At 58.2% G+C, this 15,960-nt stretch carries 9 protein-coding genes; 6 read left to right on the top strand and 3 right to left on the bottom strand.

The window, feature by feature from the left end; all coding sequences use genetic code 11:
- Positions 1-10 precede the first annotated feature (10 nt).
- The 3 genes from accB to aat all read left to right on the top strand — a co-directional run bounded on the left by accB (position 11) and on the right by aat (position 2,623).
- Complete coding sequence (gene accB, locus V6617_RS09210) at positions 11-505, top strand: acetyl-CoA carboxylase biotin carboxyl carrier protein (RefSeq protein ID WP_338606697.1); 495 nt, start codon at positions 11-13, stop codon at positions 503-505.
- 9 nt (positions 506-514) lie between these two features.
- Positions 515-1,861: an acetyl-CoA carboxylase biotin carboxylase subunit gene (gene accC, locus V6617_RS09205; protein WP_338606696.1), complete on the top strand. Its 1,347-nt coding sequence runs from the start codon at positions 515-517 to the stop codon at positions 1,859-1,861.
- A gap of 129 nt (positions 1,862-1,990) precedes the next feature.
- On the top strand, positions 1,991-2,623 hold the full coding sequence (gene aat / locus V6617_RS09200) for a leucyl/phenylalanyl-tRNA--protein transferase (protein ID WP_338606695.1): 633 nt from the start codon (positions 1,991-1,993) through the stop codon (positions 2,621-2,623).
- 141 nt (positions 2,624-2,764) lie between these two features.
- Here aat and V6617_RS09195 read toward each other — a convergent pair whose 3' ends face one another.
- Both V6617_RS09195 and V6617_RS09190 read right to left on the bottom strand, forming a co-directional pair.
- Positions 2,765-3,136, bottom strand: a complete 372-nt coding sequence (locus V6617_RS09195; RefSeq protein WP_338606694.1) for a DUF2155 domain-containing protein — start codon at positions 3,134-3,136, stop codon at positions 2,765-2,767.
- A 63-nt stretch (positions 3,137-3,199) separates the two neighbouring features.
- Positions 3,200-3,598 (bottom strand): NADH:ubiquinone oxidoreductase subunit NDUFA12, encoded by a 399-nt coding sequence (locus tag V6617_RS09190; protein WP_338606693.1) that lies wholly within the window; start codon positions 3,596-3,598, stop codon positions 3,200-3,202.
- A gap of 544 nt (positions 3,599-4,142) precedes the next feature.
- On the opposite strand from V6617_RS09190, the gene V6617_RS09185 reads away from it, so the two are divergent.
- The 3 genes from V6617_RS09185 to V6617_RS09175 all read left to right on the top strand — a co-directional run bounded on the left by V6617_RS09185 (position 4,143) and on the right by V6617_RS09175 (position 14,098).
- Positions 4,143-7,844: a vitamin B12-dependent ribonucleotide reductase gene (locus tag V6617_RS09185; RefSeq protein ID WP_338606692.1), complete on the top strand. Its 3,702-nt coding sequence runs from the start codon at positions 4,143-4,145 to the stop codon at positions 7,842-7,844.
- Between the two features lie 222 nt (positions 7,845-8,066).
- Positions 8,067-11,765 carry a P-loop NTPase fold protein gene (locus V6617_RS09180; protein ID WP_338606691.1) on the top strand — a complete coding sequence of 1,233 codons (3,699 nt, stop codon included), beginning with the start codon at positions 8,067-8,069 and terminating at the stop codon, positions 11,763-11,765.
- A 113-nt stretch (positions 11,766-11,878) separates the two neighbouring features.
- On the top strand, positions 11,879-14,098 hold the full coding sequence (locus V6617_RS09175) for a hypothetical protein (protein ID WP_338606690.1): 2,220 nt from the start codon (positions 11,879-11,881) through the stop codon (positions 14,096-14,098).
- Positions 14,099-14,995: 897 nt separating this feature from the next.
- Here V6617_RS09175 and V6617_RS09170 read toward each other — a convergent pair.
- Complete coding sequence (locus tag V6617_RS09170) at positions 14,996-15,955, bottom strand: PD-(D/E)XK motif protein (protein WP_338610619.1); 960 nt, start codon at positions 15,953-15,955, stop codon at positions 14,996-14,998.
- Between the last annotated feature and the right edge of the window lie 5 nt (positions 15,956-15,960).

Raw genomic sequence — 15,960 nt, 5'->3', positions numbered from 1 at the left:
CACGATAACAATGGCAAAGATCTCGCAGGTCGATCAGGACCTCATCCGCACCATCGCCGAACTGGTCAATGATGCCAATCTGGCGGAAATCGAACTTGAGCAGGATGACTTCCGCATCCGCGTAACGCGCACCTTTGCCAAGGAAGTCGTTCAGGTCGCGGCCCCAGGCTACGCCCAGCAGGCTCCAGCCGCCCCGGCAGCGCCGGCCGCACCTGCAGCCTCGGCTGCTGCAACGCCCGCCGCCGCATCGCCCGAAGACCTCGCTGCCAGCCCCAACACCCTGACATCGCCCATGGTCGGCACCGCCTATCTGGCGCCAGAACCGGGCGCCAGGGCCTTCGTCGAAGTGGGCACCAAGGTCTCCGAGGGCCAGACGGTCCTCATCATCGAAGCCATGAAGACCATGAACCAGATTCCGGCGCACAAATCGGGCACCATCACCCGCATTCTGGTCGATGACGCCTCGCCGGTCGAATACGGTGAACCCCTCGTCGTCATCGAGTAAGGCAGGCCCATGTTTTCCAAGGTCCTCATAGCCAACCGCGGCGAAATCGCCCTGCGCATCCTGCGCGCCTGCAAGGAACTCGGCATCCAGACGGTTGCCATCCATTCCCAGGCCGACGCCAATGCCATGCATGTGCGCCTTGCCGACGAAAGCGTGTGCGTTGGTCCCAACTCCGCCCGCGACAGCTATCTCAACATCCCCTCCATCCTGGCCGCCTGCGAAATCACCGGCGCCGAAGCCGTCCATCCCGGCTATGGCTTCCTGTCGGAAAATGCTCGTTTCGCCCGCATCCTCGAAGAGCACAAGATCGCCTTTATCGGCCCGTCCGCCCACCATATCGAGATCATGGGCGACAAGATCGAAGCCAAAAAAACCGCGCTTGAACTGGGCATCCCTTGCGTTCCCGGTTCGGCTGGCGCCGTGACCACCGAGGCCGAAGCGCAGAAGTCTGCCGCCGAAATCGGCTATCCGGTTCTCATCAAGGCCGCATCGGGCGGCGGCGGCAAGGGCATGAAGGTCGCCAAGACCCAGGCCGACCTCGCCATCGCCTTCTCGACGGCACGCCGCGAGGCCAAGGCCAATTTCGGCGACGATTCCGTCTACCTGGAAAAATACCTCGAAAAGCCCCGTCACATCGAGGTTCAGGTCATCGGCGACGGCCGGGGCAATGCCGTCCATCTTGGCACCCGCGATTGCTCGCTCCAACGCCGCCACCAGAAAGTGTGGGAAGAGGCTTCGGCGCCGACCGTTCCTATGGCAGAGCAGACCGAAATCGGTGAAATTTGCGCCGCCGCCATGCGCAAGCTCAAATATTCAGGCGCCGGCACCATCGAGTTCCTCTACGAAAACGGCGAGTTCTATTTCATCGAAATGAACACCCGCCTGCAGGTCGAGCACCCGGTCACCGAGCGCATCACCAATTTCGACATCGTCTATGAGCAGATCCGCGTTGCCGCCGGCGAGCCGCTTTCGCTCAAGCAGGAAGACGTGGCGTTCCATGGCCATGCCATCGAAGTGCGCATCAACGCCGAAGACCCCCAGACCTTTGCACCGTCGCCGGGTCGCATCACCTATTATCACCCCGCAGGTGGCGTGGGGGTGCGCGTCGATGCCGCCGTTTATCAGGGCTACAACATCCCGCCCTATTACGACAGCCTGATCGGCAAGCTGATCGTCCACGGCCGGACGCGCCCCGAATGCCTGCAGCGCCTCAATCGGGCGCTGGACGAATTTATCGTCGACGGCGTCAAGACGACCCTGCCCCTGTTCCGCCGGCTCATCAAGGAGCCCGACATTCAGGCGGGAAATTACGACATCCACTGGCTCGAGAAGTTTCTCGAAGCCAACAAGGAATAACGAAAGGCGGGCCGCCGGAGTGCTTTCAGCAAAAAGAGGCCCGCACGTTTGCGGTTCGAAAGCGCGACCGAAACAAACCGTGTGCAGATCGTGGTACGCCCTGCACACGACCGCTTTTTCAGTTTTGCGATGACCCGGAACGACCCCTTCGATATCGAACTCACGCCCGAGTTGATCCTGCGCGCCTATCGCGCCGGCATATTCCCGATGTCGGAAAGCGCCGACGATCCGGACATTTTCTGGGTCAGCCCCCAGATGCGCGGCGTGTTGCCGCTCGATGGATTCAGGGCGTCAAAAAGCCTGCGCAAGTCCATGCGAAAAAGCGGCTTTTCCGTAGTCGTTGATCGCGACTTTTCCGGTGTCATCGAAGGCTGCGCCACGGCAGGCAGTGACCGGCAATCAACCTGGATCAACCCCACCATTCGCTCACTCTATGGCGAGTTGTTTGCCATGGGCTATTGCCACACCGTCGAGGTCTATGATGGCGAAGCCCTGGTTGGCGGCCTTTATGGCCTGGCCATCGGCGGCGCGTTCTTTGGCGAATCCATGTTCCACCGGCGCACCGATGCGTCCAAGATCGCCCTCGCCCACCTCGTCGACCGGCTCAATGCGGGCGGCTATGCGCTTCTCGATACCCAGTTCATCACCGACCATCTGGCGTCTCTGGGCGGCATCGAGATCCCCCGCGCCATCTACGAAATCCGCCTCTCGGGCGCCCTCAATATCGACGGCGACTTCTACGCGTGGGAAAAGACGGGGTAGGTTGTGTGGAGAGTTCGGTCAGGGTGAGCCGAAAATGGCAGTTTTCGAGAACCGGAGCGGAGCGTACATTTGGGTACGTGAGCACCGGAAGCGCAGAAAACTGCCATTTTCGGCTCACCATCACCGAACTGTCCATGCAACCTAGCGCTGGTCGGGTGGCGGCACGTCCGATGTCTGGCGGCAATCGATCAGCCAGACATCGTAAACGGCGTTGTCGATCGCATTGAGCGCCGGCGAGTCGGCAAACATCCAGCCCGAAAACACCCGCTCCATTGTCGCCTGCAACGAAACCTCGTCCACCTGCACGAAGGCGGTAACGCTCTGGGCTTCGGTTGTCGGCCGGGAATAACAGACTCGCGGCGTCAGCTGCAGCGATCCGAACTGCACCGTCTCGTCGATATAGACATCGAAAATCGTGATCCGCCCGGTGATCTTGTCGAGCCCGGTAAACACCGCCACAGGATTGGAGATGGCCTGCGCATGGGCGCTCCCCGCCCCCATGGCAATGACCATGGCAAGCGCCAGGCGGCTTGCGGCTTTTCTAAATCCCCGAGGGTTCACGCAGCCAGAACCGCCCTATTCCGGCGACCAGGCGTCGTAGTCGCCCGTCACCCGCGGACGCGATTGCGGTGTCAGGATCGACCCGTCCGGGCGATAGGCCAGCGCCGTGCCGGTCATGTTGGGGATATGGGCCTTTTCCCATTCGTGCGGCTTGTAGTCCGATTTGGACGGCGGCACATCGGTGCGCCGGTGCATCCAGCCATGCCAGCCCGCCGGAATCGCCGACGCTTCCGCATAGCCATTATAGACGACCCAGCGCCGGCCATCCTTCTTGCCTTCGTAATAGACGTTCCCGAACGCGTCCTCGCCCACCTTCACCCCGCGCAGGGCGGTGAAAATGCGGGTGGAGAGGGTCTGCTTGTTCCACCAGCCGAAAATTTCGAAGACGAACTGTTTAAAGCCGCTGTTTGCCACGTCCGGTACCTTCACGCGTCACGATGAGTTGGCTTGGGCTTAGCACACATGACCGGGCCAGCCTAGAGAGTGCTACAGTCGATTTCGGTCCCGTTGTTCACACAACATGGTGTGCATGTCCCCAGCCAACAAAAAACCGCGATCGAGGTCCAAAAAAGCCGCTTGACAGGCGTTTATGAGTCTAAAGCGACCCCCCGGCGCGGCCAGAGAGTGAGGTTTTTCCATCACTTAACCGCGCTTTCCGAGACAACGCTTCATTAACCTATGCTCACGCTTGCTTTGTGACACCCCAATGAAACCAGTGCAGCTTTTTGCACGTTTTCCTCGCTATCCACACTAAAAACCACTATATTTAGCGAATGCACATTCCATAGGCACAAGGGATAGTCGATTTCGTGTGATTGACGGTTTGCCAAAGAATCGAAAACAGTCACATCAACGGGCCGATTCATGACCCGATCAAATCGACATTGTCGGCAACGACAAGACGCTTGCAGGGGCGATCAGCCAGCAGAGCGGCACCTAGTTTGGGGATACAAGACGAATGCAGATAGAACGGCGCTTCACTACGGCTGGGCAATCGGCCTATGCCGGCATCGAATTCCGCTCGGCCACGAGCGAAATCCGCAACCCGGACGGGTCTGTGGTCTTCAAGCTCGAGGACATCGCCGTCCCCGCGCTCTGGAGCCAGGTCGCCGCCGACATCATCGCGCAGAAATATTTCCGCAAGGCCGGTGTGGCCAAGGTCCTCAAGAAGGTCGAGGAAAACGACGTCCCCTCCTGGCTGTGGCGTTCGGTCCCCGACGAAAAGGCGCTCGCCAAGCTGCCCGAAGACGAGCGCTACGGCTCGGAAATGGATTCGCGTCAGGTCTTTGACCGCCTCGCCGGCACCTGGACTTATTGGGGCTGGAAGGGTGGCTATTTCACCTCCGAAGACGACGCCCGCACCTTCTATGACGAGCTGTGCTACATGCTCGCCACCCAGCGCGTTGCCCCCAATTCCCCGCAATGGTTCAACACCGGCCTGCACTGGGCCTATGGCATCGACGGCCCCGGCCAGGGCCATTTCTATGTCGACCCCTTCACCGGCAAGCTCGTCCAGTCCAAATCGGCCTACGAGCATCCCCAGCCCCACGCCTGCTTCATCCAGTCGGTCGATGACGATCTGGTCAACGAGAACGGCATCATGGACCTCTGGGTCCGCGAAGCGCGTCTGTTCAAATACGGCTCGGGCACCGGCACCAATTTCTCGGCCCTGCGCGGCTCGGGCGAAAAGCTCTCGGGCGGCGGCAAGTCGTCGGGCCTGATGAGCTTTCTCAAGATCGGCGACCGCGCTGCCGGCGCCATCAAGTCGGGCGGCACCACGCGCCGCGCCGCCAAGATGGTGGTGATCGACATCGATCACCCCGATATCGAGGAATACATCAACTGGAAGGTCAAGGAAGAGCAGAAGGTCGCCGCTCTGGTCACCGGCTCCAAGACTGTCTCCAAACACCTCAAGCTCATCATGAAGGCCGCTGTGAACTGCGACGGCCACGCCGATGATTGCTTCGATCCCAACAAGAACCCGGCTCTCAAGCGCGAGGTCAAGGCCGCCAAGAAGGCTCTGGTCCCGGAAAACTACATCTTCCGCGTCATCCAGTTCGCCAAGCAGGGCTACACCGACATCGAATTTCCCATCTACGACACCGATTGGGATTCCGAAGCCTATCTGACCGTTTCGGGCCAGAACTCGAACAACTCGGTCCGCGTCACCGATGATTTCCTGCGCGCCGTCGAAGACGATGGCGACTGGAACCTCACCGCGCGTCAGTCCGGCAAGGTCACAAAGACTTTGAAGGCCCGCGATCTGTGGGAACAGGTCGGCTATGCCGCCTGGGCGTCCGCCGATCCCGGCATCCAGTACCACACCACCATCAACGAGTGGCACACCTCCCCCGAAGCCGGTCCGATCAACGCATCGAACCCGTGCTCGGAATATATGTTCCTCGACGATACCGCCTGTAACCTCGCCTCGATTAACCTGCTGCCCTATCGCGGCAAGGATGGCGTGTTCGCAACCGGCGATTACGAGCACACCGTGCGCCTGTGGACCCTCGTCCTCGAAGTCTCGGTGATGATGGCCCAGTTCCCCTCCAAGGCCATTGCAGAGCGCTCCTATCTCTACCGCACCCTCGGTCTGGGCTACGCCAACATCGGCGGCCTGCTGATGACCTCGGGCATTCCCTATGACAGCGACGAAGGCCGCGCCATCGCCGGTGCTTTGACCGCCATCATGACCGGCGTGTCCTACGCGACGTCCGCCGAAATCGCCTCCGAGCTCGGTGCGTTCAAGGACTACAAGCGCAACGCCAAGCACATGCTGCGCGTCATCCGCAATCACCGCAATGCCGCTCATGGCAAGGCCGATGGCTACGAGAACCTTTCGATCACGCCCGTCCCGCTCGACCACGCCTCGTGCCCCGATCGCAACCTGATCGACCGCGCGACCGCCGCCTGGGATCTGGCGCTCGAACTGGGTGAAAAGCACGGCTATCGCAACGCCCAGGTTTCCGTCATCGCCCCGACCGGCACCATCGGTCTGGTCATGGATTGCGACACAACCGGCATCGAACCCGATTTCGCGCTGGTCAAGTTCAAGAAGCTCGCCGGTGGCGGTTATTTCAAGATCATCAACCGCGCCGTCCCCGCCGCCCTGCGCTCGCTGGGCTATTCGGAAGATCAGATCGCCGAGATCGAAGCCTATGCCGTGGGCCATGGCAACATGAACCAGGCCCCGGGCATCAACCCGGTCACCCTGGCCGCCAAGGGCTTCCCCGAGGACAAGATCGCCGCGCTCAACGCGGCCATGAAGTCGGCCTTCGACATAAAGTTCGTCTTCAACCAATGGTCGCTGGGCGCTGATTTCCTGAAATCTTTGGGCGTCACCGACGCGCAATTGACCGATCCAACCTTCGAGCTCCTGCCCTTCCTTGGCTTTGCCAAAAAGGACATCGAGGCCGCCAACATCCATGTGTGCGGTGCCATGACCCTTGAAGGCGCGCCGTTCCTCAAGGACGAGCACCTGCCCGTTTTCGATTGCGCCACCCCCTGCGGCAAGATCGGCAAGCGGTATCTCTCGGTCGAATCCCACATCCGCATGATGGCCGCGGCTCAGCCCTTCATTTCGGGCGCGATCTCCAAGACCATCAACATGGCCAATGATGCGACCGTCGAGGATTCCAAGCAGGCCTACATGCTGTCCTGGAAGCTGGCCCTCAAGGCCAACGCGCTCTATCGCGATGGCTCCAAGCTTTCCCAGCCGCTCAACTCCTCGCTGCTAGCCGATGAGGACGAAGACGAGGACGATGTGGCCGAAATCGCCGCCGCCGCGCTTTCCGAGCGTATCCCGGCCGTGGCGGAAAAGATCGTCGAGCGCATCGTCGAACGCGAGCGTTATCGTGAGCGTGAGCGCATGCCCGACCGCCGCAAGGGTTACACCCAGAAGGCGATTGTTGGCGGCCACAAGGTCTATGTCCACACCGGCGAATATGGTGACGGACGTCTGGGCGAAATCTTCATCGACATGCACAAGGAAGGCGCTGCCTTCCGCGCCATGATGAACAATTTCGCCATCGCGATTTCGATCGGCCTGCAATATGGCGTGCCGCTCGATGAATTCGTCGAGGCCTTCACCTTCACCCGCTTCGAGCCCGCCGGTCTCGTCATGGGCAATGACCACATCAAGAACGCCACATCGATCCTCGATTACGTGTTCCGCGAGCTGGCCATTTCCTACCTCGACCGCACCGATCTGGCCCACGTCACCCCCGACGCCGGCGCCACCTCGATCGGCCAGGGTGTCTCGGAAGACAATCAGGTCAAAGACCGCTCGGCCCCCGCCCCGGTCCCGGCCGACAATTTCGTCTCCCGCGGCATGACCCGCGGCCGCGTCAAGGACAAAACCCTGATGCTCGTCGCCTCCTCCGACCTCAAACTCGCCAACCCCGTCCAGGCCATGCAGTCCCAGACCGTCACGGCTTTGAAACAGGGCACGGCGCTCAAGACCGACCCGGAAGCAGAGGCCGAAGCCGCCGCCACCAAACTGGTCGAAGCCCAGGCCAAGGACACCACAACCCTGCGGCTGGAGGCCCAGATGAAGGGCTATGTGGGGGAAGCGTGTTCCGAGTGCCAGAACTTCACGCTGGTGCGGAATGGGACGTGCTTGAAGTGCGACACGTGTGGAAGCACGACTGGGTGTAGTTGATCCCGGAAATCAGTAGTTGCTGTAGGAGTCCGCTCACTCGTTGCCATTTTGAGGGAAAAATTGCCATTTGGTCCGGTCACCGCTGCCATTCCCAACAGAACGGGCGTGGGCCTGAATGGGCCCGACTAAGACCACAACAGCACTAGCCGCGGCGCAAAATTGCGCCGCGGATTACTTAAAGGAACAAAATAGCAACCGCGAACCGGCCGTTTGGGGGCACGTATGAGCGAAGCACACACTGTAAAGATTATTTTCGATAGTCCCGCGACGGACGATGCCTTTGACGGCCAGGGCCATACCCGTACGGCCAAAGCTTTGGCTGAGAGCATCGCCCAGTTGGACTCTGAAACAGACGGTGCAATCGGGCTTGAAGGCGACTGGGGGGCAGGAAAGTCGTCAGTTATTGAAATGGCCAGAAATTTGCTGACGCCCAAGGGCAAAAAACCCAAATATCATATCTTTACGTTTGACCTCTGGGCGCATCAGACTGACGATTTCAAACGCGCATTCTTAGAGTGCTTGCTTACCTGGACGAAGACTGAAGGGTTGGCGACAGCGCAGTTTGTGAAGAATCAACAGAAGGTCATACGGAACAAAATTAGAGAGGTAGACACCACCAACGACAAAACGTACTCGTTGCTCGGTCTTCTCCTGGTTGTGTTTCTACCTTTTCTGCCTCTTGCGTATTTCTGGGCCAGCCCTCTCGCTTTTCAAAACCACGAAGAACCGTTTGCGTTTGGTCAGTCGTTTCCGACTTTGATTTTGATTGTGCTGACGTGCGCGGCAGCCACACCGTTCGGGATCGCTTTCGTCCGGCTGTGCTGGTGCAAGCTTTTGCGGCCAGCATGGAAAGTCTTTGTCGCGCCAGCGCTCAAGACGGTCCGCTCGCCTTTCCCCGCCTCAAAAAACGCCAGCGATCGTACCGTTTCCGAGCGGAAAGCAGATGTGTCGCCGACCTCATGGAAGGAAGCCGTTGGCGACACTCCACCGTGGCAGAAGATCGTATCTGACTCGTGGAGCATCTTTTCGCGGGAGTCCAAGCATGATTCGGTCAAACAGGAGATACGGGACGAAGATCCAACGACCGTCGAATTCTATCGGGTTTTCCGACAAATTCTTTTGAAGGTTCAAGCGAAGGGGCAGAGGGTGATCGTTGTCATGGACAACATCGACCGGCTACCAATGAAGTCGGTCCCTTTGATTTGGTCGGAAGTTCGGTCCGTCTTCGCGATCAGTGACCCCAAATCCGACGGCGAGTCGACACGCGTCATTGCGGTTGTGCCCTATGATCGCACATACGTCGCCAATGCATTCAACGAAAAGACTCAGCTGGCGAGAGCCGTAGCCCTGAACGGTGGTCAGGAAGATGAAGATAAAGGCGCACCAGCGCGCTTCGCCCATGGGGATATCTTTAACAAGACATTCAGTCGAATTTTGAAAGTTTCGCCGCCGGTAGGATCACACTGGGGCGGATACCTCGACCAAGTTTTGAGGCAAGCGATCGATGGCCAAAGCGAGGATGGCAAACATCAATCAGATGATCTGCTGACAGACCGCGCGAGAAACAAAATTTTCCGCCTGCTGCAGTTGTATATGCGCGAGGAGCTTATTCACGCGACGCCGCGCATGATCATCGGCTTCGTCAACGAGTTCGGCACCTATTGGGCGCAATGGCGCGGAAGAATACCGGCTCCATCCATCGCGCTGTACGTGCTCTTCAGGGGCGAGATCGAGACCTCACCAGAAGCGCTGCTCAGTGAAGACCTGATCAAAAAGGAGTTTCGATCCATCGCCGATGAGCCTGACTGGCTGCAACACCTTGCCGCTCTTGCCTTCAATGTCGATCTTGAGCACGCAGAAGAGGTCCTGTTGGGCGACAGAATCGCTAACGGCCTCCGTCAGAACCGTCCAGATGGCCTCGCGACGCTCAAAAACATCCAAGGATTCGATCGGATCTTTCAAATCCACGCGGCACCGGAAATCGAGCAGATTGCGCAAAGCGACACGACCGCCTTCTCGAAAGCGGCCCTTAACGTTGAAGCGCTCGAGCTAAAGGGACCGGCGGCAGACGAAGTCTGGCAGGCATTCGCAGAATCAATTCCTAATCTGGGGAAATTGGACTCAGTTGAGGTGGAGAACAATGAAGGACTGCTTCGTATTGTTGCACGTCAACAGCCGAAAAATAGACTAGCAGCGGCTGAAGCGGCGTTGAATGTGCTGGACAAGTTCGCCGCCCAAGGCGAGGCGAACGATGACGATGGCGAACACGATCTCTTCGAGGCAGGCGACCGTTGGGCTGTCCACGTGTTGAGGCTACTCGATGTCTTGGTGTCTGCTGAAGGCGCGGAAGCTGGACAGCAATTCTGGCGCTCCATCAAGCTGCACCATGAAAAGGACTTCGCCATCGCCGTATGCCGGCAGCTTGTCGGCACCAATTATCGATATACAGACCTTGCCCGTAAACCAGCAGCTGCATTGGTCGTGGCGGAACTGGTGCAGTATGTTGAGGAAGATCACACGACGGTTCTCCAATGCCTCCAAGAGCTCAATTCCGGCTTACAGGCGGCAAATCGTGAGCCGATTGCCAAGGCCATAACTCAACACCTGGCATCAGTGGATGTTGAGAATCCGGCATCATTGCTTGAAAGCCTTTGCCTTCTGAATCGTCGGTCTCCAGGCACTCCCGGAACACAAAAGGCCATACAGCAGATCAGCGCCGACGGAACATTGCTGCATTACGCGCATGGGCAGTCGAAATCAGGCGGCGACGAAGACGTAGTCGGAGATGCTCTGTGGCTGCTGTTGAGCGCAAATGGCATAAAGCCTCTCTCGGTCGGATCGCCTCATCCGGTGTTCGGCGGCATGGCTACTGAAACTCAATGGTACAAGTCGCTATTCGATGAGGGGGAAACGTCGAAAAATGTCATTGAAAGGATTGCGCATCACCTTTCGCGTTCTCGCCGACTTGGATTTTGGCTGGAGATGGTGCGAACAGACAAAGCCGACGGTAAGTTCCCTCTTTCCGTCCTTCGAGCTGCCATTGCGTCGAATGAACTAGAAATCAGTGGGCTCGCTGAGCTGTTTACCAACTACTCCATCCTTAGCACCAAACTGGGACCTGAGATTTCGCGGCAATTCTTGTGCCGGATCGCAGAACTCCAAACGGAAGCAGACATCAATGACGTTTTCGATGATGAGCAGCTTCTCTCCTATTCGAAAAAGCTGTTTGACGATGTCGGAAAACTAGATTCGCCGTGTTCGCTTCATACCCTGACGGCGCGCCTTGATGCGAAGCTGAAATCCCTGGACAAGGAGTTCTGGCTCAGAGCGTTGAGTGAGGAAAACGAAACAGTGGATCTGCTGGTCCTTCGCCAGCGAGCCGCGTCGATCAAGATGCCGCCCCAAACATTTGGTGACGCGTTCTGGCGAGTTGCTCTCGACAGCATGGCGGGAGAACGGGAGTTCAACCTCAATCCCGAAGACTGGGCGGCATTGCAGAGCACCATACACACGGCGACTCGGAAGAGGGATGCATCACGCGTTCTGGAAAGTATCAGGCGAACTGATCTGACGCCTGGAGGGACCGAGGCCTTCTTGATCTACTTTCCCAAACTGGCCGAAGACCTACCCCTCGAAGAACAGCCCGAAGCCGCTATCGATCACTTCCTGAGGGCTCTCATATCCGCATGTTCTCAGATCGGAACAGACTTCATCCAAGAGAGGAGCTCGGACTTTAAAGGGGCACTGAAGCGCGCGTCGAAGGATAGCTACGACGCAATGATCGACCTGGTCAATAATCTAAATCCCGACGAAAACGAGGAGCGAGCCGAGAGAGTCGCCGTAATTCGGAAAGCGCTAGGTTTCAAGACTCCGAAGAAAAAGTCGGTCGAGGGAACCTTGCCTGCTGGCGGTGAGGAGTAGGAGCCATCCTTTCCAAAAAGGCAGTGCAGACCTGTGGGAATTAACCACAGACCAGTTGGCAAGCCGCGGCAGCTGCCGCAGTCAGATCGTTTTTCTGATTGTGGATTTTTTCGATGGTTTACAATGAAAAATCTGAACTCGCGCGTGTGGACGATTATTGTCGGATGCGGCTCCAGCCGGTGCTCGGAGAGCAAGAGGTGGAGGGAATCAAGCGATATCTTAAGCACCTATTGGACGAACGGAGCTTCCCACCCTATCGCGGCCGGCTGCTGGACCTGACCATTGTCAGCGACCAAACAGGCATTGCTGTCGATGCGCTTCGCCTCCACCGCAAACTTGTCCAGCCAATTTTCGATGCGGTATCACGATGGGTCGCCAACGACGCAATCGCCCGCGCTGTTGCAGCAGAACGCCCACGAGAGTCCTTGCGAGCGCGAAAACCCGCTCAACCACGTCGACCGATCATCGAGTTTCCAGACGCGCTGTTCGACGAATGGAAAGATCCCGACACCTTTGAGGACGCGCTTCACCTACACGTCGAGCGACACGGCGATACCCTGACCCATCTGTTCAAGGCGGTGGTGCAACCGAGAGATCATTTTCACCAAACAACATTGCTGAAATGGGCGCGCGGCGACGCGATGCCGCGTGGCGTCAAGAGCTTTGAAATCCTCGAACGCATCGAACGACGCTACCGTCTGCCGGCGGGTTACTTCCGAGAGAAACTGCCGCATCAGACTAGAGCCGTTCACGGGCACCTGCTCAAGGGAATTTCGGCTCCCGAACAACGGCGGCTGGCTTGGCACCTGCCCCACGATTTTGCCCGAAGGCCCAAAGCTCAACAGGAAGAGATACTGTCCTGGGTCCGCAAGGTGATCATAACGGGGTCGACCGAATACCGTCGCTACCAGGCCGAGGCGATGAAGCAGCGCTATGCAGTTCGTTTTCGATCTTTGCAGGGGGGAAGGCGCAAAGATCCGGCCAACGATGAGAATGAACTGGATGCCGAAATCAAGTCCGGCGTGATCGATGCACCAGAAGCCCTCGAAGCGGAGATGGTGGAACTGTTGCGGTTCAAGACGTCCACGCTCACCGCATTCGGCCTGCAGCGAAACGGTGTCTGGGGAGAAGAGACCGCCTCCCAGAAGGTTGAGCACCTCGGCCTGATGTTTGGCGCCCTAGCCGCAGCCGAAGACAGCGAAGTCAAAGGCTATGGGGCCAACGTCAATGATCTTTGCTTTGCCATGCTGATTTTCCCGAGCGTCTGGGACTGGTATCTGCAATGGCGTGAGCGCCGCCGCGGATTCTACACCAAATGGGAAGCCGATATGCTCTCCATCGCGCTTTCATTGGTGAGGAAGGAAACCGGCTGGCTGCGGCAACACCCTGCCCTGGCGCATCGCCTTTGCCCGATACCTGGACTGATCTCGAGAGCGGATATAGATCGCGTCAAATCGGACTGGGACGCCGCCTGCGACGTCATGCACAAACACGGCAGGAATCGTTCAAAGGAGATCGACCGCGTCTCGCGCGTTCATCGTGATCCCTTCGAGCCGATACTGCCTGTTCTGGAGGCGGACAGCCCAGTGGGCGAGTATCGAAAAATCACCGAGGAGATTCTGCGGCTGATGCCGGACGAGCACCGATACCCCCGAGCTGCGGCCGAAGCGGTTCGTTCGTTTCTGATCCTTCGGCTCGGCCTTCACACCGGATTGCGCCAGAAGAACCTTCGGGAACTCCTGGTGTGCCCACGTGACCGCACCCCAACGTCGGAACGCCAACTCGAGGACAAGAAATGTGGCGAATTGCGATGGTCTCAAAGAGAACAGGGATGGGAGATTCTGATACCGGCCGTGGCGTTCAAGAACGCCAACTCGTCGTTTTTCGCATCGAAGCCCTTTCGACTGGTGCTGCCGGATTTCGGCCGACTCTATGAGCTGCTTGACGCATATGTCGACCGCCATCGCTCAAAGCTGCTGAATGGCGCTCGTGATCCAGGGACGCTATTCGTAAAAACAGTTAAGGTGACGAGTGCAAACGCTGCCTACAACCAGACCACCTTCTACGAGGCTTGGAAGCTGACGATTCAGCGATACGGGATCTATAATCCCTATACCGGTCGTGGCGTGATCAAGGGCCTCCTCCCCCACGGGCCACACAACGTGCGTGATGTTCTGGCCACTCACATCCTCAAGCAAACTGGCTCATATGAGCAGGCGAGCTACGCTATTCAGGACACGCCGGACATGGTGCAGAAGCATTACGGGCGATTTCTGCCTCAGGACAAAGCGGCAATCGCGGCTCAGATCCTCAACCGCGTTTGGGCTGCATGATATGAATGCTGTTGATAGCGCTCCTACGGACCCCTGACGGGACCGGGCCCATTCCGGCCGCTAGGCGCCACTGAGAAAAAGCCGAAAGCTGACTTCGATCAATCAAGTCATGAGGCCTGCGTTCGGAGTTCGGTAACGGTGATCGTGCACTGTGATAGTATGGGCGAGCTTGGACAAACACTTGAAGTTCTAGATGCCGAGGTAGGCAGAACCTTTGTAGTATAGGGATGGCTTGAAGGTGAAATGATCGATGCCGGAATAGATTGGCGCCACATCTCCCCCGAGGTGGCGACTGACCCATTGAAATCGTTCCTGATCGACCTTGTGGAGCCCCGGAGCATACGCAACGCCATTGCCCATGGGCTCGGATCTGTCCACAGCAATCCGTGGGAGCCAGACTTCGAGCCCTATCTCAACTGCAGAACCCGCGACGGGGGTAGTAGCAAGATAACACTGAGTGATCTGCGTCGAACACAGTCGCAGCTTCAGAGCCTTCGAAATGTTTTACGAGGATTCGCCCCACCGATTCTCGCGAAAACTCGACGATAACAATTAGACTTCTCAGTGCCCTCATTCCGGCCGCTTAAGCAAGTTTCCGTCCGACGCGACACCGTAACGCCAGCCAACGGAGCGGGCCACTCGGACTTTGGCTTTTTGGTCGCCTCCCCGGCGTCGGTGTGAGCTGGACAAGATGGATTCAAGCGTGCACCGCCCGCAAGACAAAAGCAGGTAGCTGCCCGTCAGCCACCGCCTGCTGCTGCCAAGATGCTCATACGCATGCGCCGAAACCGCTCGCGGGACGGTGGCGCCTGCTAGAGTGTGGCCGGCCCCATGCCCAGAGCAGCGCGGAGAACGCAACATTTCACCGAGCTTTTGCTCGACCAGCGCGAGGGGCCCTTACTGAGGGAACGTTAATACTTCATCGACGATATCGCGCATCACCGACGGTACTGCCGACAAGTCCACATCGAAGCGAACAAAAGATATCGGCTCCCCTGCGGCGACGGACGGGACAGGGATATCAGCAGCCCTGAGCAATTTGAGCGACTTGCCGCCGGGAAAACACTGCAGGCACAGAGTGCTGCGATAAAGGTCACGGCCGCCCTTGGCGACACAACGATGAAGGAACGCAGCGCGAACGCCTCCCTCCTTGATCTGATCTATCACGGCCTCGATCATCTGCGGGACTGTTTGTCCTGAGGGCACTTCGATGACCTGGAGCGAAGCGATGAACACATTGAAATCGCCGGCCGGCCGCAACTGCTCAATTGAAAAGCGGTGCTGGCGCACAGGCCTCAGCGTGGTCTTCACCTCCAGCACGAAGTCAGGACAGACAAAGTCGAATTTCGCCTCCTTGTGCGAGCACCATGACCGCACCGCGGAATTCACAGTGCTTGAATTAGCGATGATATGGAGTTCACCCCACAGGCCAACAAGATCCCCGGTCGATCCATCGAGTCGGCGAAACAACTCAGCAATCTCAAGTATCTTGTCGCCTATTTGACGGTTGTCCAAAACACCTGCATCGCGGCAAAAAGACTCTTCGAGCAGGCGCAGAAAAAGACGGACGGTGTCGGGGTCCGCATCATTCAGTCTGACGACGGTGTAAGTGCCTGCCACCAACGCTCCCGCTTCATCGCTGATGATCTCGCACCGCCTTGAGAATTCAACATCGATCGAACGAAGCGCGATGTCGGCGCGTAAGTCATTCTCGCTGGCACGGATGACAAGGCAGGGAAAGCCCTCCTTGGTGATCGCGAGCCACAAATTGCGGCCCGTACCTGCCCGCGCGCCATATAAATGCAGGCGGTTCGAGCACGCACCCTGCAGAAGACCAGAATATAGATCAAGAAGCATCGCGC

Source organism: Pelagibacterium nitratireducens, from assembly GCF_037044555.1.
Classification (GTDB): Bacteria; Pseudomonadota; Alphaproteobacteria; order Rhizobiales; family Devosiaceae; genus Pelagibacterium; species Pelagibacterium nitratireducens.
Note: the sequence above shows the minus strand (reverse complement) of the source record. Positions and strands in the feature narration are given on the sequence as shown.

Excerpts from the sequence above, each read along its gene's own strand:
- aat (WP_338606695.1), top strand. The coding sequence starts at position 1,991 with ATGACCCGGAACGACCCCTTCGATATCGAACTCACGCCCGAGTTGATC.
- V6617_RS09180 (WP_338606691.1), top strand. The coding sequence starts at position 8,067 with ATGAGCGAAGCACACACTGTAAAGATTATTTTCGATAGTCCCGCGACG.
- V6617_RS09195 (WP_338606694.1), bottom strand. The coding sequence starts at position 3,136 with ATGGTCATTGCCATGGGGGCGGGGAGCGCCCATGCGCAGGCCATCTCC.
- V6617_RS09185 (WP_338606692.1), top strand. The coding sequence starts at position 4,143 with ATGCAGATAGAACGGCGCTTCACTACGGCTGGGCAATCGGCCTATGCC.
- V6617_RS09175 (WP_338606690.1), top strand. The coding sequence starts at position 11,879 with ATGGTTTACAATGAAAAATCTGAACTCGCGCGTGTGGACGATTATTGT.
- accB (WP_338606697.1), top strand. The coding sequence starts at position 11 with ATGGCAAAGATCTCGCAGGTCGATCAGGACCTCATCCGCACCATCGCC.
- accC (WP_338606696.1), top strand. The coding sequence starts at position 515 with ATGTTTTCCAAGGTCCTCATAGCCAACCGCGGCGAAATCGCCCTGCGC.
- V6617_RS09170 (WP_338610619.1), bottom strand. The coding sequence starts at position 15,955 with ATGCTTCTTGATCTATATTCTGGTCTTCTGCAGGGTGCGTGCTCGAAC.